The organism is Bradyrhizobium zhengyangense (assembly GCF_022012555.1).
GTDB lineage: Bacteria > Pseudomonadota > Alphaproteobacteria > Rhizobiales > Xanthobacteraceae > Bradyrhizobium > Bradyrhizobium zhengyangense.
In genome coordinates, this window is the sequence record NZ_JAKLTZ010000020.1 from 13,901 (window position 1) to 36,762 (window position 22,862).

At 59.5% G+C, this 22,862-nt stretch carries 22 protein-coding genes and 2 pseudogenes; 15 read left to right on the forward strand and 9 right to left on the reverse strand.

All coding sequences use genetic code 11. The features are described 5' to 3' along the window. Positions 1 to 4: 4 nt before the first annotated feature. Positions 5 to 922, reverse strand: a complete 918-nt coding sequence (locus L6639_RS37505) for an SMP-30/gluconolactonase/LRE family protein (RefSeq protein ID WP_128929550.1) — start codon at positions 920 to 922, stop codon at positions 5 to 7. 205 nt (positions 923 to 1,127) lie between these two features. Here L6639_RS37505 and L6639_RS37510 point away from each other — a divergent pair, with 205 nt between their 5' ends. From L6639_RS37510 to L6639_RS37530, 5 genes are all read left to right on the forward strand, one after another. Continuing rightward, entirely contained in the window at positions 1,128 to 2,426 is a 1,299-nt protein-coding gene (locus L6639_RS37510; RefSeq protein WP_128929551.1) for an NtaA/DmoA family FMN-dependent monooxygenase, read from the forward strand. 93 nt (positions 2,427 to 2,519) lie between these two features. After that, positions 2,520 to 3,506, forward strand: a complete 987-nt coding sequence (locus tag L6639_RS37515) for a TRAP transporter substrate-binding protein (protein WP_164934238.1) — start codon at positions 2,520 to 2,522, stop codon at positions 3,504 to 3,506. After that, a complete protein-coding gene (locus L6639_RS37520) occupies positions 3,503 to 5,371 on the forward strand; it encodes a TRAP transporter large permease subunit (protein WP_128929553.1) in 1,869 nt (622 codons plus the stop codon). Before L6639_RS37515 ends, L6639_RS37520 begins: the two co-directional genes overlap by 4 nt. A gap of 97 nt (positions 5,372 to 5,468) precedes the next feature. Then, on the forward strand, positions 5,469 to 6,275 hold the full coding sequence (locus L6639_RS37525; RefSeq protein ID WP_164935742.1) for an amidohydrolase family protein: 807 nt from the start codon (positions 5,469 to 5,471) through the stop codon (positions 6,273 to 6,275). Between the two features lie 115 nt (positions 6,276 to 6,390). After that, a complete protein-coding gene (locus tag L6639_RS37530; RefSeq protein WP_128929555.1) occupies positions 6,391 to 7,098 on the forward strand; it encodes an RraA family protein in 708 nt (235 codons plus the stop codon). 24 nt (positions 7,099 to 7,122) lie between these two features. Here L6639_RS37530 and L6639_RS37535 read toward each other — a convergent pair whose 3' ends face one another. Continuing rightward, the gene (locus tag L6639_RS37535; protein WP_128929556.1) at positions 7,123 to 7,989 is read right to left on the reverse strand and encodes an IclR family transcriptional regulator; all 867 of its coding nucleotides are present in this window, start codon (positions 7,987 to 7,989) and stop codon (positions 7,123 to 7,125) included. Between the two features lie 655 nt (positions 7,990 to 8,644). Here L6639_RS37535 and L6639_RS37540 point away from each other — a divergent pair. Both L6639_RS37540 and L6639_RS37545 read left to right on the forward strand, forming a co-directional pair. Further along, positions 8,645 to 9,103 carry a helix-turn-helix domain-containing protein gene (locus tag L6639_RS37540; protein ID WP_128929557.1) on the forward strand — a complete coding sequence of 153 codons (459 nt, stop codon included), beginning with the start codon at positions 8,645 to 8,647 and terminating at the stop codon, positions 9,101 to 9,103. A 625-nt stretch (positions 9,104 to 9,728) separates the two neighbouring features. Further along, entirely contained in the window at positions 9,729 to 12,002 is a 2,274-nt protein-coding gene (locus tag L6639_RS37545) for a hypothetical protein (RefSeq protein WP_128929558.1), read from the forward strand. Between the two features lie 546 nt (positions 12,003 to 12,548). Here the strand turns inward: L6639_RS37545 and L6639_RS37550 are convergent. Next, positions 12,549 to 12,821: pseudogene (locus L6639_RS37550) on the reverse strand (IS21 family transposase); the annotation flags it as partial. A 178-nt stretch (positions 12,822 to 12,999) separates the two neighbouring features. Between L6639_RS37550 and L6639_RS43745 the strand changes: the two are divergent. Further along, positions 13,000 to 13,262 (forward strand): annotated as a pseudogene (locus L6639_RS43745) (IS110 family transposase); the annotation flags it as partial. Further along, the gene (locus L6639_RS37555; protein ID WP_128929559.1) at positions 13,240 to 13,740 is read left to right on the forward strand and encodes a type 1 periplasmic-binding domain-containing protein; all 501 of its coding nucleotides are present in this window, start codon (positions 13,240 to 13,242) and stop codon (positions 13,738 to 13,740) included. The pseudogene L6639_RS43745 and the gene L6639_RS37555, both read left to right, overlap by 23 nt. A gap of 374 nt (positions 13,741 to 14,114) precedes the next feature. Here L6639_RS37555 and L6639_RS37560 read toward each other — a convergent pair whose 3' ends face one another. After that, the gene (locus L6639_RS37560; protein WP_128929560.1) at positions 14,115 to 14,531 is read right to left on the reverse strand and encodes a hypothetical protein; all 417 of its coding nucleotides are present in this window, start codon (positions 14,529 to 14,531) and stop codon (positions 14,115 to 14,117) included. Positions 14,532 to 14,986: 455 nt separating this feature from the next. On the opposite strand from L6639_RS37560, the gene L6639_RS37565 reads away from it, so the two are divergent. From L6639_RS37565 to L6639_RS37585, 5 genes are all read left to right on the forward strand, one after another. After that, positions 14,987 to 15,238 carry a multiubiquitin domain-containing protein gene (locus tag L6639_RS37565; protein WP_042336969.1) on the forward strand — a complete coding sequence of 84 codons (252 nt, stop codon included), beginning with the start codon at positions 14,987 to 14,989 and terminating at the stop codon, positions 15,236 to 15,238. Continuing rightward, a complete protein-coding gene (locus L6639_RS37570) occupies positions 15,225 to 15,608 on the forward strand; it encodes an E2/UBC family protein (RefSeq protein WP_082847948.1) in 384 nt (127 codons plus the stop codon). Before L6639_RS37565 ends, L6639_RS37570 begins: the two co-directional genes overlap by 14 nt. 146 nt (positions 15,609 to 15,754) lie before the next feature. Further along, positions 15,755 to 16,954, forward strand: coding sequence for a HesA/MoeB/ThiF family protein (locus tag L6639_RS37575; RefSeq protein WP_232995573.1), 1,200 nt, complete (start codon positions 15,755 to 15,757; stop codon positions 16,952 to 16,954). After that, on the forward strand, positions 16,908 to 18,512 hold the full coding sequence (locus L6639_RS37580; RefSeq protein WP_128929562.1) for a phosphotransferase: 1,605 nt from the start codon (positions 16,908 to 16,910) through the stop codon (positions 18,510 to 18,512). The genes L6639_RS37575 and L6639_RS37580 overlap by 47 nt, the downstream gene beginning before the upstream one ends. 9 nt (positions 18,513 to 18,521) lie before the next feature. Continuing rightward, positions 18,522 to 19,082 (forward strand): ubiquitination-like system serine protease family protein, encoded by a 561-nt coding sequence (locus tag L6639_RS37585; protein WP_128929563.1) that lies wholly within the window; start codon positions 18,522 to 18,524, stop codon positions 19,080 to 19,082. A gap of 297 nt (positions 19,083 to 19,379) precedes the next feature. Here the strand turns inward: L6639_RS37585 and L6639_RS37590 are convergent, their stop codons facing one another. Together L6639_RS37590 and L6639_RS37595 are read right to left on the reverse strand one after the other, a co-directional pair. Further along, on the reverse strand, positions 19,380 to 19,649 hold the full coding sequence (locus L6639_RS37590) for a WGR domain-containing protein (protein WP_128929564.1): 270 nt from the start codon (positions 19,647 to 19,649) through the stop codon (positions 19,380 to 19,382). A gap of 266 nt (positions 19,650 to 19,915) precedes the next feature. After that, positions 19,916 to 20,509 carry a Cap15 family cyclic dinucleotide receptor domain-containing protein gene (locus L6639_RS37595; protein WP_128929565.1) on the reverse strand — a complete coding sequence of 198 codons (594 nt, stop codon included), beginning with the start codon at positions 20,507 to 20,509 and terminating at the stop codon, positions 19,916 to 19,918. Between L6639_RS37595 and L6639_RS37600 the strand changes: the two genes are divergently transcribed. After that, positions 20,508 to 20,960: a hypothetical protein gene (locus L6639_RS37600; RefSeq protein WP_128929566.1), complete on the forward strand. Its 453-nt coding sequence runs from the start codon at positions 20,508 to 20,510 to the stop codon at positions 20,958 to 20,960. The genes L6639_RS37595 and L6639_RS37600 overlap by 2 nt on opposite strands. Before the next feature lie 12 nt (positions 20,961 to 20,972). On the opposite strand, the gene L6639_RS37605 is transcribed toward L6639_RS37600, so the two are convergent. Genes L6639_RS37605 through L6639_RS43140 form a run of 3 tightly spaced genes read right to left on the reverse strand, consistent with a single transcriptional unit; the run spans position 20,973 to position 22,649 of the window. Then, positions 20,973 to 22,091, reverse strand: coding sequence for a nucleotidyltransferase-like protein (locus tag L6639_RS37605; protein WP_128929567.1), 1,119 nt, complete (start codon positions 22,089 to 22,091; stop codon positions 20,973 to 20,975). Next, on the reverse strand, positions 22,072 to 22,380 hold the full coding sequence (locus tag L6639_RS43595; RefSeq protein ID WP_210214794.1) for a Cap15 family cyclic dinucleotide receptor domain-containing protein: 309 nt from the start codon (positions 22,378 to 22,380) through the stop codon (positions 22,072 to 22,074). The genes L6639_RS37605 and L6639_RS43595 overlap by 20 nt, the downstream gene beginning before the upstream one ends. Beyond that, on the reverse strand, positions 22,284 to 22,649 hold the full coding sequence (locus tag L6639_RS43140; protein ID WP_276575774.1) for a Cap15 family cyclic dinucleotide receptor domain-containing protein: 366 nt from the start codon (positions 22,647 to 22,649) through the stop codon (positions 22,284 to 22,286). Before L6639_RS43140 ends, L6639_RS43595 begins: the two co-directional genes overlap by 97 nt. Positions 22,650 to 22,862 lie beyond the last annotated feature (213 nt).

A 22,862-nucleotide genomic window follows, 5' to 3' on the forward strand; every position in this document is an offset into this window, starting at 1 on the left:
CTGATCACGCAGCGTGGGAGTACATCGGCCGTCCCGCCACCGGCATTTCCGCTGCGAGGATCGTACCGCTCTTCGATTCCGTGATGAAGAGTGTCCGCCGATCCGGACCGCCATAGGCGCAATTGGTGGTGAGAAGTCCCTTCGGAGACTTGATGCGCAGCATCGGTTCTCCGAGCGCGCTGAACAGCCAGGTGGCGCCGAGGCCGACGTGACAGATCGCGATATTGTCGTCCTCGTCGATCGCAAGGCCATCGGGGCCGCCACCTCCGGAAAGCTGGATGAAGGTGCCAACCTTGCTTGCGGTGCCGTCGCGCATCAGCGGCACCCGCCAGATCGCATTGGCGCGCGTCACCGCCAGAAACAGCATCGTCTCGGCCTTGTTGAGCACGAGGCCATTCGGGCTCGGAATCCGGTCGAGCACGCAATCGAGCTGGCCACTGGGTCGCAATCGATAGAGGCGGCCGCTCGGATCATGCAATCCGGTCTGCCCCTGATCGGTGAAGTACATGTCGCCGTTCGAGGCGAACACGAGATCATTGACGCCCTTGAATCGCTGCAACAGCGAGCGCTCCAGGAAGGGCTCGACGCGACCCGTGGCCGGGTCGAACACCATGATGCCCTGCTTGTGGTCGGTGATGAAGCCGCGCCCGTCCCTGTGAAACTTCAGGCCGTTCGGCTCACCGTCGTACTCCGCGCCAACACTGACCTCACCGTTCGGCGTGATGCGCAACAGGCGGCCCCAAGGAATGTCGACGACCCAGAGATCGTCATTGCGGTCAAAGGATGGGCCTTCGAGAAAGGTCGGCGTCGGTGCGCCGTGAAACTGCACCTCAGCCCATTCCGAGCGCTGGCCGCTCTTGAACAGATGCTCGGGGATTGCAGTGAAGACGCGCGCCTCCACGCTTGGCGGTGCTGCATACATCGTCGAGTTCTCCCGTGCGCGGAGTTAATCCGCGTCTCGTTAAGCCGCGCATTCCGTGACGACACGTGAGCGCAACCGGCTTGACAGCCGTGGTGATTGGCTATCTATTCTTATATAAGGATAACGTTCCGAAATGAGAACGCAAGGAAAAACCGGGGCGTCGCGCCAGCGCGATGCGGCTCGGCTTTTCGGAGGGAGCGACTTCATGCGTGGCGGCATGCACTTGATCGGGTTTCTGATCAACTCGCCTATCAATCACACGATCCTGAGCTGGTCGGATCCCGCCGATCAGCGTCTCGAGGCGATGGGAAGCCTGAAGCGCTGGCAGAGGCTTGCGCAGACCTATGAGCGCGGCCTGTTCGATGGGCTGTTCTTCGCGGATACGCCGGGTGTGTTCGACCGCTACAAGGAGCGTTCCGACGAGGCGGTGCGCTACGGCGTGTGCTGGCCGCCGCACGATCCGGTCGTTCTGCTGAGTGCACTCGCCGCCGCCACCGATCGGCTCGGCCTTGCGGTGACGCTCTCCATTTCGGCCAATCATCCCTATCAGGCGGTCCGCTCGCTCTCGACGCTCGACTATATGAGCGGCGGTCGGGTCGGCTGGAACATCGTCACTGGCCATCTGCGCGGCGAGTACCGTGCACTCGGTCTCAATCAACTCGATCACGACCAGCGCTACGATCGCGCCGATGAATATATGGAAGTCTGTCGTGCGCTCTGGAGCGGGGTGCGCGAGGGCGCGGTCCAGGCCGACAGGACGACAGGCGTCTATGCTGATCCGGCCAAGGTGGACATCATCAATCACGAGGGCGAGTATTTCCGCTGCCATACGGTGCCGCCGGCTTTGCCGTCGCGGCAGGGCCATCCGGTGCTGTTCCAGGCCGGATCCTCCGGCCGCGGCCAGCGCTTCGCGCAGAAGCACGCCGACGTGGTGTTCTCCATTCAACCGCATCTGGGCGGCATGAAAACCTTCATGCAGGAGCTCGGCGCAGCATCGGGGAGCGCGGCCGCGCCCAAGGTGACGTTCGGCGTGCAGCCGATTCTCGGAAGCTCCGAGGCGGAGGCGAGGCGCCGGCTCGACGAATTCGCCGCGCGCATTCCGCTTGAGGCCGCGCTGAGCCGCTTGTCCGGTTCGCTCGGGGTGGATTTCAGCCAAGTCGAGCTCGATCTGCCGCTCGAGGAGCAGAAGACGCAGGCATCGCAGGGTCTGATGAAGGCCATGTCGGCCTCGTTCGAGAATCGCCGCTTCACGCTGCGCGAGGCGGCGGTACGCTGGGGCCTTGCGGTCGGCATGCCGCAACTGATCGGAACACCGGAGCAGGTTGCCGATCAGCTCGAGACGATCTGGCGGGAGACCGGGTGCCACGGTTTCAATATCACGCCGACGACCACGCCCTCCAGCGTCGAGGAATTCGTTGACCAGGTGATCCCAATTCTGCAGAAACGAGGTGTGTTCCGCACCGCATATGAGGGCGAGACGTTCCGCGAAAATTTGCTGAACTGAACGGCAACGGCCACGCGAGTTGGCCGCGTTCCAACGAGTATCGTTACGAGCAGGGAGGAGATCGTGACAATGAATCACACTCGGAGAGCGTTCGTGAAGACGACGCTGCTCGCGGGCATCGGCGCGCCGGCCCTTGGTCTTTTCGCGCCGAACATCGCGCGGGGGCAGGGGGCGGTCACCCTGAAATTCGCTCATCCCGACAGCAACCTCCATCCCAACCACAAGATGGCGGAAGCCTTTGCGGGCCGGGTAGGCGAACGCACCAATGGCGCTGTCAAGATCGATATCTTCGCCGGCGGACAGCTTGGCTCCAGTGTCAGCATCGCGACCGGCGTTGCGACCGGGACGGTCGATCTCGTGTACCACACCGCGGGATTCCTCTCCTCCATCTTCCCAATGATGCAGGTGCTCGATCTGCCGTTCCTGTTCCGCGACGCGCGCAGCGGCGAAAGGGTGACCGATGGCGAGATCGGCCAGATGATCTTCGCCAGCCTCGCGCCGAAGAATGTCTATGGCCTGGCCTGGAGCACCAATGGCTGGCGGGTGGTGGAGACCACCAGAAAGGTCGTGCGAGCTCCCGACGACCTTTCCGGGATGAAGTTCAGGATCCAGCAAAGCCCGGTCTTCGTCGCGATGGCCAAGGCATTCAACGCCCAGCCCGTGTCGCTCGACGTTTCCGAGATGTATCTGGCGCTGACGCAGAACACGATCGACGGCTACGAATTCCCGCTGCTCTCCGTCGTCGCGACCAAGCTGCACGAGGTGACGAAATTCGTTTCCGAAACCAATCACACCTACAACGCGATGGCGCTGCTCGGCTCGAAGTTCAAGCTCGACAAGCTCGATCCGACGCACCTGAAGGTCCTGCGTGAGGAAGCGCTGCGGTTCGGCAACGACACCCGCAAGTCGATCGTCGAGGCCTCCGCCGCGGCCAAGAAAACCTGCCAAGATGCCGGCATCCAGTTCAACCCCGTCGACTACGCGCCGTTCAGGCAAAAGGTCGAGCCCGTGTTCGCTCAGTTCCGCACGTCGATGGGCGAGCAGCTCATCGACAAACTGCTGAAAGCCGCCGAGGGATGACCGAGCAGGTCTGTGATGTTCCGGCTTCAGGGCACAGCCACGCTCTGTCGCGCTTTGGTCTCGGTGCCATCGCCGAGATCATGGTGGCGATCGCGCTGGCGTTGCAGCTGGCCATCACGCTGCTCTCCGTGCTGATTCGCGAGGTGACGCCGTTCTCCATCCTGTCGGTGGACGAAACCGCAAAATTGTCGCTGAGCGTGATTGCCTTCATGGGCGGCGCCATCGCCTATCGGCGCGCCGAACATGCCTCGATCGAGGTCATCACAAAGCGTTTGACCCCGCACTGGCGACAGGTCCTGGGCTGCGTGGTCGACCTTGGGGTGCTGGTGACGGCGATATCCATCCTCCGGGGCAGCGCCTCGCTGTTCATGGTCCGTCTCGACGAGCATCTGCCGATCACGGGTTGGCCGACCGCCACCCTGGTCGTGCCGCTCGGGCTCGGGCTGCTGCTGATCGCCCTGACCGCCGCCGAGCGGCTCTTGGCAAAGCGCGGGCGACCGCTCCTGGTCGCGCTTGCCGCCGCTACCGTGCTTGCCGGCTGCCTGTTCGCCGATGCCAGCCTCTTCACACAGACTTTCAGCTCGCGATATTCGCTGGTGGCGCTCTTGATCGTGCTGTTCGCCATGATCGGCATCGGCATGCCGATCGGCTTCGCACTGATGGCGGGCTCGCTGATCTACCTCCTGGCCAACGACATTCCACTGGTCGCGATCGCGCAGAGCATGATCGACGCCAACAGCAACTTCATCCTGCTGGCGTTACCGTTCTTCATCCTCGCCGGCGGTATCATGGATCAGGGCGGAATCAGCGTGCGCTTCGTGCGCTTTGCGATGTCGCTGGTCGGCCATTTCCGTGGCGGTCTGCTCCAGGTGGTGGTGATCACGACCTATCTCGTGTCGGGTATCTCCGGATCGAAAGCGGCCGACGTGGTCGCCGTAGGATCCGTCATGCGGCGAGAGCTTGAAAGAACGGGCTACAAGCCCCAGGAATCCGCCGCGGCGCTGGCGGCATCGGCCGCAATGTCCGAGACGATCCCGCCGAGCATCGCGATGCTGATCCTCGGAACGGTGACACCGGTTTCGATCGGCACGCTGTTCGTCGCCGGTCTGATACCCGCGGCAGTGATTGCCGTGATGCTCATGCTGCTGATCTATGTTTCCGCCCGCAACAGCGGTTTGTCCGCCAATCCCAAAGCGACCGCCGGAGAGCGAGCCAGGGCCGGCACGGACGCGTTGCTGCCGCTCGGCATGCCGGTCATCATGATCCTCGGCATCAAGTTCGGCTTCGCCACACCGACCGAAGTGTCCTCGATCGCCGTGCTGTATGGGCTTGTCCTCGCATCCGTGTTCTATCGCGCGCTCACGCTCAGGGCATGCGCCAGAATCCTGATTGAAGCCGGACGGCTGACAGGGATGGTTCTGTTCATCGTCGCGGCCGCGGGCGCATTCGGCTGGGTGTTGACCGCCGCCGGGCTGAACGCGCATCTGAGCCAGGTCGTCGCGCTGCTCGGCAACAGCAAGTTGCTGTTTCTCCTGGGTTCGATCGCCCTGATCATCATCGTCGGGGCCTTGCTGGAGGGGTTGCCGGCGATCATCATCCTCGCACCCGTCCTGATGCCGATCGCCAATCAACTCGGCATCGATTCCATTCATTATGCGATGGTAATCATCCTGTCGATCGGCGTAGGCGTCTTCATGCCGCCTGTCGGCATCGGCTTCTATATCGCTTGCGCTGTCGTACGCGCGGACATCGACCAGGCGTCGCGATCGATGGTGCCGTACCTCGTTGTGCTCTGTCTCGGCGTGCTGCTCATCGCCTATGTCCCCTGGTTTACGCACGCGCTGCCAAATCTGATCGGGAAGTGAGGCTCCGGACCGTCTGCCGCGGTCGAAGGTCTCGACGATGTCGTGCCAAGAAGAAAGAAGAACGGTGACCCGGAGTTCTCAAGCAAGTTTCAAGACCATGCCGGGACGGACCGATACCCATTTCCATGTCTTCGGCCCGGAGGCCCGATATCCCTATCGGACCGAGCTGACCTACGCGCCGCCTGCTGCAACACCCGCAGCCTATATGGCGTTGGCCGAGCGGCTTGGCATCGATCGTGCCGTCATCGTCCAGGCCAGCGTCTATGGATCGGATAACAGCCGGCAGCTCGATGCGATGCGCGAAATCGCAGGCGTGGAAACACGTGCAGTTGTCGTCGTCGATCCCGATGTCTCGGACGAAGAACTCGACGAGCTACACCACAAGGGCGCGAGAGGCGTGAGGTTCATTGCGACCCGGCCAGGCAGCTTGCCGCTCGCACAGCTGGAGCGAATTGCATCCCGGATTCGGCGATGGGGCTGGCATGTCGCGCTGATGCTCGACGGTCGCTCCATCGTCGCGCTTGAGGACCGGCTGCAAAAATTGCCGTGCCCCTTCGTGATCGATCACCTGGCCGATCCCGACGCCCAAAAGGGAACGGAACAACCTGCTTTTCAGGCTCTCCTTCGGCTGCTCCGATCGGGCAATTGCTGGACGAAGATTTCGGCGCCGTATCACATGAATACCGCTGCACCGGCTTATGACGAGCTCGAGCCGCTCGTCGAAGCCTTATTGGCTGAGGCACCGGATCGTCTGCTGTGGGCGACCGACTGGCCGCATGCCGCAACGCATGGACCGACCCCTGACGCGACAGATCTCCTTTCGGCGCTTTATTCGTGGTGCGACGAAACCGTCCTGACCAAGATCATGGTTCGAAATCCGGCGGCTCTGTACGGATTTGGCTGATGCAATGCTCGATCATGACCGTTGGCAGATGCGGCTCGTGTGAGCACCCGAGGATGCGGCTCCGGGCAACTTGAAAACCCTTCGTACGTGAAGAACGCTTACAGAAAGAGGAAACATGCAGTCCGTCATCTACAAGCGCATTCCGCAATGCCCGGCAGACCTCCTGGCCGAGGTCGCAAAATATCCGGTCTCCGATTTGCACGAGGCACTCGGCCCGGTCGAGGGGCGCATGCAGCTCATGAGCTCGCGCATGCGGCCGATCGCGCCAGGCCAGCGGATCGCGGGCCAAGCCGTCACGTCGTATAATTTCCCTGGCGACAACCTCATGATCCATGCCGCCCTCAACGTCGCGCAGCGAGGCCAGGTGCTCGTCCTCGTCAACGGCGGTGGCGCGCACGGCTCGTTGTGGGGCGACGTGGCCGCGACCTTCGCCAAGCAGAAGGGGATTGCGGGCATCATTGTCGATGGTCCGGCCCGGGATGTCGCTGCGCTGCGTGAGCTCGGCTCGCTGACCTGGTCGACGTCGATCTCCTCCAGTCATCCCGAAAAGCGCGGCCCCGGCGCGGTGAACGTGCCGATCGTTTGCGACGGCGTACGTGTGGATCCCGGTGACGTGATCGTCGCCGATGATGACGGGGCGCTCGCGATTCCGCTGCGCTCGCTCGAGCGTGCGGTGAAGGGCGCACGGGAGCGCAATCGGAAGGAGATCGAGCTGCGCGACCGTCTGAAGACCGGCTCGTCGTTGTTCGAGCTGCTGCAGATGGACAAGAACGTGCAGGCCGCCGGCGCTGAAATCAGGGATACTCTCTGGATTGACGGCTGACCGGACGGCGTCCCTGGCGCGAGGTCATTTCTTGCGCCGCTTGCCGGTGTCGGCCCGCTCGGCAGAATCTTCTGCCGGCGGATATGGGCCGCGATAGCCGAGGATCTGCGAGATCTGTTCGGCGGCCTTGAAGGTCAGCCGCTCGATGTGCTCGCGCGCAAGCAGCAGGCGCGCGGTAGGGCCGGCGATCGTCACCGAGCAGCTGACGAGGCCGGCCTCGTCAAAACAGGGGCTCGCGATGCCGGTGGCGCCATCAATTATACCATTAGCGTCGACAACGACGCCGCGGTGACGGATTTCGGGGAACATGGCGACGAGTTCCTCTTTCGAGGATGTGTCGTCCGTGAACTTTACAAACTTGGTCTGGGTCAGATACGCCGTCTGAACATTCTCTGGTAGGAATGCCAGCATCGCCTTTCCTGCGGCCGTACAATACAGCGGCCGCCGGTTGCCGATGCGGACCGCAAAGCGCAGCGGCTTTTCCGATTCGATGACATCGACGTAAGATATCTCGTGGCCCTCCTCGGAGAGGACACCGAGCAGGATCGTCTCCTCGGTCTCTCGTGCGAGCCGCTCCAGGACGGGACGCGCACATTTCGGGAACGATCGAGCCTGAGCCAGGCTCGCGCCAAGCTTGATCGCTTGATCGCCGAGAATGTAGTGGCCGTTGTCGCTGCGAGCATATCCCCCGCCTTCGAGCGCGCGCATGAGGCTGAAGACGCTCGTTTTCGGCAGTTTTAGGCGGTCACTGAGCTTTGCCAGCGTAAGACCTTCCGGTTCGGCCGCTAACGCCTGCAGGATATCCATCACCCGAAGCGCCGAACGAGGGCCGCTGAAGGCCCGTTCGGTTGTCCTCGCGTTGTTGGACATTTGTTCGTCGTGGCGTTTCATCGGTTGATCTTACTTTCATTATTCCTGTCATTCGATTAGCCAGAGCGCAAGCAGCCCAAGCGAGCATCAGTTGAGGGTCCAGATAGACCGTTCTAACAGCTATAGGTTATACTCCACGCAGCCGACCGCGACGCGGCTGGCCGTTGTCTACCCATGTCATCGCCAATGGGGCGGATTGGGCTCAGGTGCTGAAAGAATATGAAGATCTCCCCAGCCATGCCTCGCTAGGTCCGTTTAATCGGCGTGGAACGAGAAGCGCACGAGCGCAAGCTCCGACTGCACGACCCTCGGATGCGTATCGAGGGTCAGAGCCGAGCCACATTGCGGATGAAGCCGTCGGTCCTGTTAGGATGTGAGAGCAGGGCCGGGGGGCTGAACGGAAAAAGATCAGTCTTGATAAAACAGCCTTCCCCCTATGCGTAGGCTCTGCCCAGAATTACTTCTGGACTTCACCGGGCGGTTGCCCGGTCCTGGGCCAGTTCCGCAGCATTCCATGCTTATCCGGGGCGGCCCCGAAAGTCTCACCTTGCATTGAGCTACTTGACCCCGGGGAGGGGACCCCAGCCAACCGGAACTTCAGTATTTTCGTTTATTTCACTTGTTGCGTTTATTTCGAATATAGCCTACATACAATGCCGTACCGAGGAGAACAACGATTACGATGCCAGCCTACGCCGAAGAGCTGGGAGGTACTCGCCTGCCTTCCGCGAGCGAGAAGGCGGCAGCCAACCAGCTTCGTCAAATACTCGCGTCGCATGCGACTGGGGATGCCAAGCTACGCGTGCTCGACGATGCTCAAAAGGCTGCTGAGATAACCTTGTCGCCGGCCCTGTCGAGCCTCTTAATGGAATTGCTTCGGCACATCGGCCGCGGCGATGCGGTGACCCTTGTGCCTGTGCATGAGATGTTGACCACACAGCAAGCTGCCGACATCCTAAATGTCTCACGTCCGTTTCTGGTTTCTCTGCTAGAGAAGAACGAAATTCAGCACGTGACAGTGGGGCGTCATCGCAGGATTAGGGCAGAGGATCTATTCGCCTATAAGCGCACGCGTGATGAGAAGCGAGGCAACGCGCTTGCGAATCTCGCCGAGCTGGACGCGGAGCATCTGTAAGCTTGTTTGCGAATCGTTTCACCGCATTCGTCGATGCGTGCTCCCTTGCGAGTGCCCTCAAAAATAGACTGGCCTCAGGCAGCACAATTTTGATGCAGCTCTGATTTCGGATATTCCAAAATGAAGGTTGTGCAAATCAACGAAAGCTGACTGAGATCAATCGCCTGCGTGTAAAACGACCCGCTGGCTGTCTCCTGCACTCGCGCCACTCTCGGTCTCTGCGCCGAACTAGCGCTATCAAAGGCAGTATTCCCGCGACTGGACCACCGATAGATCATCGCTTCCAACTGCCCGCGAAGGTCAATCGAATGCTCTGCGTATTCAGCCCGACTGTGATCGCACCATCGGCTCTGCAGCGTGCGCGTCCGATACCTCGCCTGCTGAGGGCCCACCAGCCTCTGCTTTAGGGCGGGGAGTGTTGCGCTCCGTCTCCACGGCCTGGTTGCAAAGCAGGACGCGTGTCTGCAGACCGGAAACCTCAAACCAAGGCATCTTCTATGGAATTGGAAGCACGGTGATTCTGATTTTCGTGGTGAGTCCGGGAGAATGCCGTTCGTCAGCTGATCGTCAGCCAAGCCGTCTATCTAATTAGGCTTCACGTTCTCGCCTGGATCGGAGTTAGAATATGACGGGTATTGGCCGGCCTGGCAAATCGCTCGTTGGGGCTCCCGGAGCCGACAGCACTTGGGACTCGAGCAGTTTGCGTTCAGAATCGAGTCTCGCCGCTGGGGAGGGCGGCCAATCCTTCTATTCCATCGTGGAGCGAATGCGCTCTTGGCCTCAGGATAGAGCGGCGTTGGTCGGCAGCCAGCCGCGAACTTCGGATATGGCAGTCCCCATTTCATCGACGGGTGACGAGATCAAGGCAACAAAGCGACAAATGGAAAGCCTGCTCTCGGAAGTTGGCGCTCGCAGTAAGGCGGCCATGCAAGCGCGGAGCTCGTCAGAGGCACAAGAGCTGATCGACAAGCTCATCCAGGTCGGCTCAAAAGTTCTGGAGTACTACGCCAGCCTGCCCCAGCACGAGGCGCGCAGGATTCTGTCTGACGATCAGGCTCGCGGTCTCCGGGACGAGGTGCTCCATGCGGCGGAGCAATGTAACGCTCTGGCCACCCCGACCATCTACGCCTTGGAGCAGAGCAGGAAAAGTGCAACCGTCGTGCTCCAACGGATGCTATCCAACACTCCCTCTGACCTACTGAACCGAGCGGTTTCCGGCGTAGCAAACCGCTATGCGGACTGCATGGAGTGGTGGGGAAAGAAGGCGTTGCGTTCGGAACGGATGCAATGCGTCTGCGCCGCTACTGCTAATTTACCCAATGTAACGGCCCAAAAGCGGCAGGCCGACGAGGCCGCACTGCGGCTGCACAGCGGTTGGGCACTGCACACCAAGTGCATGCATCTGCAATCGCAGGTCGCTCTCGCACAAATCATGATTGAGCCTCTCGAAAGCACGTTCGACCCAGCCACGAGGGAAATCCTCATGGCCGAGAACGGACGGGCTCGCCTGCTCGGCACTTTCATCGATGACGTTTTTCCGGCATTCATATCGACAAAGGACGCAGTTCTACAGAGCCAAGGACGCGCACTCGACGCGGCGCACTGCGCGGTCCTGGAAGGAGTTATGGAGCGGCTTTCTGAATTTGCGTTGGGAGTGCACAACCTCGTTTCAAAGCTAAGGGGTCAGGGGACCGGTGACGACCTGCCATTGAAACTGTTGCATCAGATCGTGGAAAGCGCGTGGGTCACTGCACACGACGTTATGCGGCTGCTGGATCTACAGCCCAAAACGTCGGCCATCAATTCACCGGCGGTCGAAGCAGGGGCTGCGAAGCCGGCCAACGCTACGCGAGAGGCTGTAGCGGCCGAAGGCACTTCTGCGCGCAGGAAGGGTAAAGCCAAACGTACACCGAGCACTCTCGCCGGGAGTTCGGCACGCGACGGGACGCAGCTGCAGATCGCTACAACCGACAAAGCCACGGCGCCAGCAGCCAAAGTTGTGGTGCTCTCGGATCTGGGTACGAAGAAGCTCGTGAGCGCGGAAGAGGCGCATGCGAGGGCGACATCCTCGGCGACGGCACACTTGGCGATCTGGCAGGCCCCGCCATCAATGGAGACGCTGGCGCGCCTACTCGAGCGGTTGGACGCACTTTTGCAGTTTGATCTGGCTGGTCAGCAACGGGCCGTCTCGCAAGCCCGCCAAATGAAGCCCGAGGACGCCGACCACGTTGTGGATGCCGTGATCGAGCGCCTGCAGACCCAGGCCGCCGAAATGCAGGCTTGTGAGGGTTCGCTCGCGGAGCCTGGTCGACGTATCCTACTCACGCCAACGCAAGTGCCCGAGGTGCATGGCAAGCTAGTCCGACTCAAGATGATGCGGGCCGAGGCGCAGGGGCTCGCCAAGACTTTGGACGAGCGAAGGGCATTGACTAGGATTGAATGCATGAAGACCTACGGCTTTCCGTCGCAGAAGTACCTTGAACAGTTGCGCGCGGCCGGGGAGTTGGCGCCTGCCGATCTACCGCGCGCGTTAAAGGGCGAGCCAGGGGTGCTGTTTCAGGTTAAGCTGCAACCCAAGGCGCTGCGCAATGGTGCAATGCCGAGCCCCATGTGGGTTCACATCCATACGAAGCGACCGGTACATACGGGCCAGTTGGCGACGCTGGATGACGCCGACTTCGCCGCTTGCCACGTCAAGTCCAACGAACAACGCGGCTATAATCAGCAGTGGCAGAACGCCCGGGCGGCGACGGGCTGCGAAAACGTCGTGATTCACCGCGGCAAGCTCACGCCTGCGTTCTGTAAGTCCTTGTTGGCCACAGTGCGTAGTGACATCCCACCCTATCGGCTTGCCGAGGCGGAGCAACTGTCAACGCAGGCCGCTCGACTTGGGATCTAGGGGCTTTAACGGTAGAGTACCGAGTGGCGACATCATTGGTCAGACCAGGAAATCCGAAGCCAGTGGGCCGTAATCGGGGTCGTGGGCCTACAAGCTGGCCGGCGACAGCTTGCGCGCGACTGTCCGGTCTGGCCGCAGCGATTGGAAGGAGACAAACTGAGCGTCGGGCGCACCCTTTCGCCGACGCGGACGATCAGCCCGCGTAAGTAGGTCAGGCAGGCTTTGTTGCAGCGAGTCGCCAGCGCGATGTTTCGACAGGAGATTTGGTACAAGTGTTGCAGGTACGAGGTGAGGTCTTCGATGCGGAAATTCTTTCGGTGTTGGGAAAGATCTATGATGAAGCGGTGGCGGCGCTGCCTGCAAGTATGCGAACTCCCGTCAATCGAACAGAGCTTGCCAAGCTGGTACTTAGGCGCACGGCCGCTGGTGAGGCCGAACTGGCTCTCCTAAGAAGGCTAACGGTGGCTATTGCGCCAGTCGCTTAGGCGAGCAGCGGTTGAATGCCTCTACTTGAATTCCAGAACTATAACCGCGTTACCACGGCCGGCGCAGGTCTTCGAAGATCCGGATCAACGTCAGCTGTTCACGAGCCGGTTTAGCATCGTTCGCCGCGAGCAGTCCGTCAAGCTCTACTGGCCATCCTCCCAGCTTTGGCCGCGGCTGCACTTGGCGGTCAAACTCGAAGGAGGTCTCCCCAGACCTCAGTACCTTTCGGACCGTGTTCCGCGACACCTTCGGGTCACAGGCGATCTCCTTGATCGTCTTGCCTCTGATGAAGTGCTCACGCCGTATTCGCGCAATCGTCTCCATGACCAGCATCGCCGACCACCTGCTTCATTCCAAAGCAGGCAGCGCAACAGCCCAACTGGGTCAATGTTGGGCGCGATCCCGGCTTAGGGGGGCAATATTGCAGACGATGACGTAATTGCGGTCGCGCCCGCGGCACGAAAGGTCCACTATCTTCAAGCCCTCCACCATCTTACGAATCGGAGGGGCTATGAAGCAATATGTTGGGCTGGATGTCTCGCAGAATGAAACGTCAGTGTGTGTGCTCGACGAGGTCGGTCAGGTCTTGTTAGAGGGAAAGGCCAAGTCCGACCCCGGGCGCTCACGGCACTGCTCCGCAAGCGAGCTCCACACGCCGAGCGCATTTGTTTTGAGACCGGGACGATGGCGAGTTGGCTGTGGCACGAGCTTCGTAGGGCTGATCTTCCAGTGGTCTGTATCGACGCTCGGCATGCGCAGGCGCCTTTGTCAGTGCTCGAACCGCTCGGATTCTCAGTCATTCTCGCGCAGTCGCGCTACGACTCTCCCCTCGCAGGATCGCCTGCTGACTGCACTGCTGTCGCGGCGGCCGGAGGCGATCATCATGGTCGGATCACCCGCAACGGAGGAGGGCGCTCGCCTGCTGCGGCATGCACGCAGTCCCGTAGGTGAAACACGGGAGCTGCCATCGTCTCCAATCGATGCAGTCGTCGGTTTCGATAACTACCAGGCGGGCGATACCGTCGCCCGGCACTTCGTCGCGCAAGGACGCAAGAACTTAGCGTTCATCGACGGCACCGACCCGCGCACGACCCGCCGCCGGCTCGGATTTCGCGACAACGCCGTTGCGAGCGGCCTTACTGACCCACGTCGGCTGATCCTGGACCGCAACACGGCCTGCACGACGCTGGCGCATGCGCAGCTTCCCGGCGTAGACGCCGTGTTCACGGCTAATGATGCTGCCATCGGTTAAATGGCGGGCTTGCGCAAAGCCGGTTCTTGCGCGAGGCCTGCCTCTGAGGCCCACACTTCTTTGAACGTTCCAACGGTTCCGCTACAGCGTCCAGCACCAACATCCGGCCGACGCTTGCGACCTGCGCCAGCATACACTTCGATACGCGGCCACAACGGTCGTCTTATGTCGTCCGAATAGTCGTCCATTGTGAGCACCCTTGCTGAAGATGACTTTTCTAGCGGGGATCACGCGACTACGCAACCGACGACAGCAGGTACTTAGGGACCAACTTCAGACTACACAATTTGATGCAAACTCAACTTCGGATATTACATAATGAAGGTTATACGAATCAATCATCTTCGATGCTGGAGCCAAGGCCCGTCCTTTGCTCACGAGCGAGCTCTCGCACGTTGCAACTGCCGCAACGCTTGGCGTCGGGTTTGTTTGCGCAGGCGTCGAACCGGCGTGATCGACGGCATCGGCGACAGTGTCGTGGCTGGCGCCGGCTCCTCGACCGCGCGGGCATCAGGCAGCTCCATTGGCTGAGCTGGTGCGGGCCGCGCCTCCATGACCGCGAGAACCTCGCGTCCCTTATCAGTGATGCGCCAGCCGCCGTTCCTTCGCTCGATGAGACGTTGGGAGAAGATATCCAGGTCAGGCACGCGGGCCGCCAATCGCTTCGTGCGTTCGGCCCAGTCCCGTCCGCTGGTGGCCAGAATCGCCATATCGCGCTTGATGTCCTCCAGGACGGCGAACCCGTCCGGATAGCTGACCAGCACCTTGAGAACCGTCACCTGGAAGTTCACTGCCCCACCCGTACGCGGCTTCCGCGAACTTACTTCCCTACATCTTAGAGGCACTCGAGACCTCCTGTCGACTCACGCCATTCATTCGTTGGTTTGTCTTGGAGGTGCGGGCGTGGTGATGGCGTAGCACTCCAGCTCGGAACGGTCATGCCCGCGTCGGGATTGAGGATAGTTGACGTGCAAGCTTGAAGAATTCACCCGCGCGCGGCGCCGCAAGCAGCCGCTTAGATTGCTTCCGCGATCCAGGACGCAGCTAGGCCCGCGCGAAGCGGCGGCGTTTCGCCACTCGCTGGTAGCCGCCAGTCACGTTGAGCCGCACGAACTCGGCGCAACTGACAGGCACCTAGCTGCAAGATCCAAGGGGAGAAGACCTTGACACTGTTCTTTATTTGTTCTAGCTGATAGCATGCGCATCGGTCTTCGTCGGGAGGCCGCACCGGAGCAGGTAGGAGATCATGAACGACAAAAAAGAAAAGGAATTCCACTTTTTCGTTGATGGGGTGAAATACGAGACCGAGCATTCTTATCTCTCCGGGGCCGACATTAAGCGGATCGCCAAGATCGAAGCGAATTATCAGCTTTTTTTGGAAGAGCAGGGAGACACGCCGGATCGTCCGATCGCTGACCCAGATACAGTGCCCCTGAACGATCGGATCAAGCATTTTTTTGCAGTGCCGCCGGCGACATTTGGACATGGAAATCATTGATAAGCAGTTTGCGGCGCTCCAACAGCATTTTCCCTTGGCGCGTCGAACCCCGATGTCCAACGGAGCTGTATTGGTTGAGATTCCGGAATTCGATCTTCCAGAAGGTTGGAGCATCGCTAAAGGGACCGTCATTTTTCTGCTGCCACCGGGATATCCTTCGGCACAACCGGATTGCTTCTGGTTGGAACCGGGGCCTGTTCGCTTGGTGGACGGCGGCGCTCCAACCGCCTCGAACGATGCCAATCCGGTCCCAGGGGGTGAGCCGCGAGGCACTTGGTTTTCGTGGCACTTGCAATCTTGGAATCCAAATCGCGACAACATGCTGACCTATGTCAACGTCATCGCGCAACGTCTAAACCCCGCACGATAGTGGACGATCTTCTCATCACCTTTGCCGATCTCGACTTCGTCCGGCGCTCCGTGCTGGGCGGTCGAACCGAGTTATGCTTGGTCTTGATGTGCGGCAGAACGTCTCGGGCCGACGGTCGTGCAAGGGTGTTGGTGCGAGAGGTCGTAGTGCCCGCTGAAGACGACTACACTCGGCGCAGCCAACTCGAAGCAGAGCTGCGGCCTGCGTTCATCGCCAGGTGGGCAAAGATTGCTGCGCGGACCAAAAGTAGCCTGGTGTTTGTGCATAGCCATCCCGGGAGGGCCGCGCCCGAGTTTTCGCGCATTGACGATGCGGGCGAGGAGGTTCTCGCACACTTCTTTCGGCATCGAACCCCTGACTTGCAGCATCTGGCCCTTGTTGTGAGCGACGGAGGGTATGCATGTCGCTACCTTGGAAGCGACCGACATCTTCGTCTGATTGCGGTAGGGGATGATCGACGAGTCCTGTTTGATCCCAGTCGATCACACGACCCTTCCGATCTTTACGATCGGCAGGTTCGGGCCTTCGGTCGTGCCGGGCAGAGCATCCTCCAAAGCCTCAGGGTGGGGATCGTGGGACTTGGTGGCACGGGATCGCTGGCTGTGCAGCAATTGGCTCACCTCGGCGTCAAGGAGTTCGTTCTAGTTGATCCAGATGACGTCGAGCTGACTAATTTGAACCGCTTGGCAGGGTCCGCATCTGCCGATACGGGGCAGGCCAAAGTCGCGGTGGCCGAGCGATATATTCGCGCAGTTCAACCTCGTGCCGTAGTCACCTCTTTTCAAGAGAACGTCGTCTTCGTCGAAACCGCAAAGAAATTGCGAGACGTTGATGTGCTGTTTTGCTGCACCGATTCACACGGTAGTCGAGCCGTCCTTCAGCAATTAGCTTATCAATATCTCATTCCTTGCATCGATATCGGGACGGTTATCGCCGTTAAGGGGGGCAAGATCACTCACATTACCGGCCGCGCCCAGATGCTGTCGCCTGGATTGGCTTGCCTCACCTGCGGTGGCCTCTTGGACGGTAACGAGGTCCGCCGCGACATGATGTCGGAGGCCGAGCGCAAGCAGGATCCTTATCTCGTCGGCGCTCGTGAACCTGCGCCCGCGGTGATCTCGATCAACAGCACTATTACCTCGCTCGCCATCACCATGTTCTTGTCCGCTGTTGTCGGCGTGCCATCGCCGGCGCGGCATCTTCTGTATGATGGTCTGAGAAGTCGCCTCCGGTCGGTCAAGGGTGAGCCCGTCCAGGACTGCATCGTCTGCTCGCGGGCAGGCGTTTTGGCAAGGGGCGATGGATTGGCTCTCCAAGGCCGTCTCGCTCAAAATGTCAATCGTTGACGTTACAGCTTTTGGTCGGTCGGAGGTTGGCTGGATCGGCGCCGATCCCCCGGCTGAGGCTAAGGCGCCGTTTCAAGACCGCGGCCTCACGATCAGACAACAGCAGATTACCGCTTTTCAGCCGATGGAGCCTGCTCTGTTGGCGAGCCTTGCCGCCGTCGTAATCGTCCAGCAACAAGATTACCCATCAAGATTCCAGCGAATCGTTCGAAGCTGCCTTAAGCACCTGCTTGATTACGAATGCCGCGTCTTTGTCGTGCCGTTCGGCGTTGCTGGTCTTCCGCAAGTGTATAGATGTCTGGAAGAGGCGCGTGTGTTTGCCAGCAACCTTCCGAGCGACGTCCTGCGCAATCAGTTCACGTGGCAGAGATCATTGGGCGATCCGATGCCTCTCCCCCCGCTGCCGCACGTCACCATCTTGTCGCCCATTGCCAATTGGTCGGAAGCGGCCAACTTCTTGGTTCGGCATCTCCCCGGCGAGGCCGTACAAGAGTCTGTCAGTTTCAGCTTCGCTCCCGAATGCGAGTTTGGAGAGAACGACGCTGGTGTTGGCCAAGTCCTTCTGAAGCGCGCATTCAGAGGTTACACGGCCGTGCATTTCAGTCCAATGACCGAAGGCCGGTCCGGGGCTGCCGTATACCGTGCCTACCCGGTCTTCGGCGCCTTTCATACTATGCCGCGTTTTGTCAAACTCGGTGATCGCAGCAAGATCTTTCAAGAATTTCAGAATTACCAATTGAATGTCGAGAAATACGTGCCTTTCAATCTCGGGCCGCGATTGAACTACGATTTATGCTGTCTCGGATCGACACGCGGTGTGCTGGTCGGCGATCTCATCGAATCCTGCGAGAGTCTAAGGCTTGCCGCACGGAGCGGCCGGGCCGGGCCGGCAATATCGTGCCTGTTCGATCGAACGCTGCAAGCGTGGTATCGAAATATCGAACGCCGAGATACGCCACTTTCGCAGACCCTGGGTCCGCGCTTTCCAAAGCAATTTGACCGGCGCCGGATGCAAAGGGCGCGATCGATCGGCTCGAGATGCGACCGCGATCGACTGTTTACATTGTTCGAATACTGCGCAAGTTCTCCGGTGTTATTCGCAAAGATTCATGGCGATCTCCACGTCGACAATGTTCAGGTGAGGGGGCACGAGGCGCTCGTCATCGACTTCTATGCCAATCAGGATGGACCGCTGGTGTGGGACATAGCGACCTTGGAGGCCAGCCTATTGGTCGATGCCTTCGATAATCATGAGCTCTGGTCCTTCGATGAGTGGTGGAGGTCGATTGAGCAACCGTATGGTGGTAAGCCGCTCGACATGCTGCTCGGGCACGGTGATCCGCGCGATCCGCATCGCTGGTTTCACGAAGCCGTGCGACAGATCCGGCACTATGCCGCGCGTGTCGCGTCAGCAGATCAATACGGAGCGGCTCTTGCACTGGCCCTTCTGAACAAGGCGGCCAAAGATCCAAACCTGAAAGGTCCTGAGGATGAGCGTCGCGCCGCTGCGTACGTGTTAGCAGAGCGCATTCTCAACAACAACTTCGCACCGCAGTGAGGCGAATTCATGGGCATCGTCATTCTCAACTTTCGGGCGAAGGTTTCTTCACGAGGCGAGGCGGACCAGCACCTGTCGAAACCCGGCGATGCTGTCCTGGTCAACCGCGGTGGTCCACGTTGGCTTGTGTTGTCCTGTCCTTGCGGTTGCGGCGAACGATTTCCAGTCAACCTCGATCCAAGAAGTGGGCCCGCCTGGCGTATCTACAATGCGGAAGGAGGAAAAATGAGTGTGTTTCCTTCTGTTTGGCGCGATACCGGCTGTCAAAGTCACTACATCATCTGGCGCGGACGTATTTATCTGTTCGGATCAGACAATGATGCGGAAACAGACGCTGGTATTGCATTGGACGATTTGCTCGAGCCAGTGTCGAAACGATTGTCGTCCGCCGCTTGGCGGTCATTTGTCGAGGTCGCCGATGACCTCGGAGAGATCCCTTGGGACGTTCTGGAGGCCTGTCGGACCCTCGCTCGCAAGCGGGTGGCCGAGGAGGGAACTGGCAAGCTGAGAAGCCACTTCCGTTTACGTTCGGCCTTGGGAAGGACGGACAAGGTCGACTTCACGGCTTGAGAACGTTTGCTTCAAACGGCTGCGAATATCGAAGATAAAATAGTCAGCTCGCGTACTCGTCACTTGATTGATCAGCACGAGAGCGCGTTGGGGCAGGGCAAGTTGGGTTGAATTGCTGCGCTGGCAAATAGCTCGTTCTGCAAATGCTCGATACTAAAAGAGGTTGTGATCGGCTAGGATTACTTGGATTCGCATAATGAAGATTATGGAATACTTTTGCAATTCTTGCGAATAGGACTGAAACGACCTTAGATTACTTTGATATACTTATTTCGGCTTTTCGTCCAGCCCAGCATCTCACGCCGGGTCACAGCTTGACGAGTGCCGCTGGACGTAACCACGACTGGTTTTTCGCCTGAGCCAACACTCAAGGGCCTCGACGGCCTGCGCGTGACCATCGAACAAATCGAGCCGCCGTCGACCGCGCCCACCGAGGCGCCCCCATTCACGCACCAATGCCGTATCGCCAAACAGCGTCGGCTCGATCGTGAGCACATAGAACCGCGCCATGTTACGGGCCGGATCGCGACGCTCGAGCACGAGATATTGCACGGTGAGTTCGGACATGCGCCAGAATCGCAATTACCGAATCGACCGTCCAATTAAATAAATGAACCGATCAGGGCCTAAGATTCAGAAATTTCATTGTGGCAACAAACGCCGAGGCCAAGCGTATCCGCTTTCCGCCGATGACCCCGTCAAGCGCCGCCCGATAGAGCTTATGCCGTTGCGTCGACAACTGCGCCCAATCGATTGCGAGGCCTTTAGCGGTACAGCCCGGTCATGGATGCGCCCACACCCGCCGATCGCAAGATCGGGCGCGGCATCGTCGCCTAAAACCAGGCGTGCCTCTCCAGTTTGAACTCGGCGATGCCATTTGTCGGCTGGTCCGTAAAATATTCACCGCTTAAAGTCTTCGTCCCCGACATCCCAACACTCATTATAGCCACGCCTCGATAAATCGTAGGAAGCCCAGGCTTAGTGTACTCAGCCTTCCGTCGATTCTCGAAGACGTAGTACACATGGTATTGCGTGCCGGTAGGATCGCGTGTGGCTACAACCGCCAGCGTAGTCGAGGTCGATTCCCTGGTTTCGAGGACAAGAGACATCCCGCTCAAGTGATGTCGGATCGTCAGCGTGGCATCCCTGAGCTCCTGCCTGTCGGGTGGACCATAGCGCAGCACACCGGTCCACCGGCCACCCAAATAGGGGAATGTCATACGCTGAAGTATCGGGATAGCACGCCATGCCCCGTAGATGACGACAGCAAGAGCAGCAGGTATGCCAAAGACATACCTGGAGAATATCCAGACGTCTTCGTAGGTGTTGCCGGTGAATACATCGGCAAACTTCAACCCTGCGAATATCGCTATCGCCAGACAGACGACTATCGTAAATAGAAGCCGGGTCTGAAGAAAGTTGATCATGTCGAAGACCGAAGCCGCGATGACTGGAATAGACGAAATCTTCAGGATTCTGGCTGGACGTCCAGCAGCTTTCGATCCGCTGATTTGCTGTCTCTACCATCAGAATAACCTACCACGTTTCGCCGAGCCAATGCCGCGCGATCCTTCCCCCGAGGTGGGCCAATTCCTCGACCAGAATTTTGCGGAGACCGTGCGAGCAGCAATCGCTTTTAACGAGGCGATTCACGATGGAGCGATCATGGCTGCCGTAGATCATCATTCGCGCTGTACCATCACGGGGTGGTCCTACCGCCTCTTCCCTCCCCCCTCAGAGATACCCCCACCTGTCAACAAAGGATCGGCGTTCAACAGTTGCGTGGCGATGTCCCTCGTTCCCGGGATCCTGGCTCTCTACCTGGTCTCCAAGGGCACGACGTGGAGATTCGAACGCGGCAGCGTCAATAGGCTTTAGCGGCCCGACGACTTAACTCGGTATCTCGATCGACTCGATGGCGCCTCGCGCCACCCCCCAGGGTATGCCCAGATCGAACGTCAGTTGCGGCTTCTGCTCCTTGGCGACGTTCTTCACGAGATCATCGATTTCATGTGAGAGCGCCTTCATGCCTTCGTACTTCTCCTGTGTGTCGAAAATGAACCGGGAGCTGTCCGGGACGCGCAACTTCTTTGCTTCTTCAGGGTTGTGATACAGGTAATCCAAATGTCGCTGCACCTCCGCGAGGACCCGTAACTCGTAGAGATATCCGATTTTCAAGGCCGTCTGATCCGCGTGATACATGGTAGCGGCTATGTCGAAGCTGGGGAAATTGATCTTGGTACCCTCCTCGACCGCATCAGCCTTGACGTTCTTGCAGAGCCGTATGGCCTTCCTCAGGCCGCCGAGACACGAACTGCAACGATCTTCGATCAGCTTTATGTGTTTGAATGGGAAGTTCTCGATTGTCTTCGGCACTTTGCGATCGAGAATAACAACTCCTCGGTCGTGAATCTGTCTAGACTGCTGGTAGACGACGGTATCGTACCAGTGGGACGGAACAACATCCACCGGTCGCGCCAGAGACCCTCCAGAAACGGCGACCGCCTTCCCACCGGACGTATCGACGTCGGCGGCTGGAAAGTTCAATGGCAGGATCTTCTCGATCGAGGAACGTAGTTCGCCTAGCACTCCAAGCGAGTTGCGCGCCGTGGGAACATAGGTGCCTGCCGCGGGCCCCGACGAGTGGAATATGAGGAAACCGGTCTCCAGCACGAGCAGATCGACGTCGCTGACTCCCCGGATATGGACGTTGAGGGGCACCGACCCCTGAAGCCGAAATTCGACCGAATCGATGGATTTCTGGATTTGGTTGCCCACGCGCTCGGCCGTTTCGACACTGATTCTGGTGTACTCAGGTCCCACCTCCTGCATCGCGCCAAGCGCATATCGCGTGTAAGCATGCGACGGAGCCCTATTCTGCCAGCTTTCCGCAGCCAAGCTCTTCGACAACACTTCCTTGCGGGAAGCCTCGTTGAGTTTTCCAAGACGGTCGACGCCCCTGCGACGCAGGCGCAGTTTGTTCAGTCGACTATTGATGTCCCTTACCATGGTCCCTCTTCAAACTAATCGTGCCAAATGTGAAGCGGCCGTGACCGTTGAAATACTCGCCCTCTGCTGATTCCAGATCTTTCGAGAAAATAAGCATGCAGGAACCGAGATGGCTTCTTAAGTCCACCTCTCCGATAGCCGGGTCGTTCCGATAGTTGTACAGAAGCCTATATCCCTCTGCGTCGTCGCAGATCAGGGCTGCCCAATGCTGTCGGAGCCCGATTGATCCGTCTTCAGCCTCACTCGGATCTTGTCCCAGGTCTGAAAGATCGTGAGGGTCGCCCTCCATGCGTAGCCGAGGCTCCCGTCGGGCTTGAGGCTTCGTCCTTCGCAGGACCAGCTCCCAGCGAGATCCGGGACCTTCAGCGCCGCATTCAGAAAGGGCCATCGCCACGCGTACCGATCGAGCGTCCAATAGAGCGCCGCAAAGACCATGCCCGCACCGACGAGGGAAAGGACCGATGGTGGCAGGTTGACATTGAGCCCGAAGCGGTTCGCCACGTCGACCACGGAAAGCAGCGTGAAAACGATCGCAGCCGATACCGACGCGGCGATCAACGTTAGGTAGCGTCCGACCTTGGCTCGGTTCAGTCCACCGTGCAACGAATAGTCGTGTTGTTTCACTTCAACGTTCCATTTGGCAAATCTCGATTGCGACACATTGACCGAAACTTTAACCTCGATGATCCCGCACTAGCTTTCCGGCCCCACGAGTAGCTCGCATCTCAACCTGCTCGCGGCCTTCAGGCAATCTGCCGATGTTACGCGTTG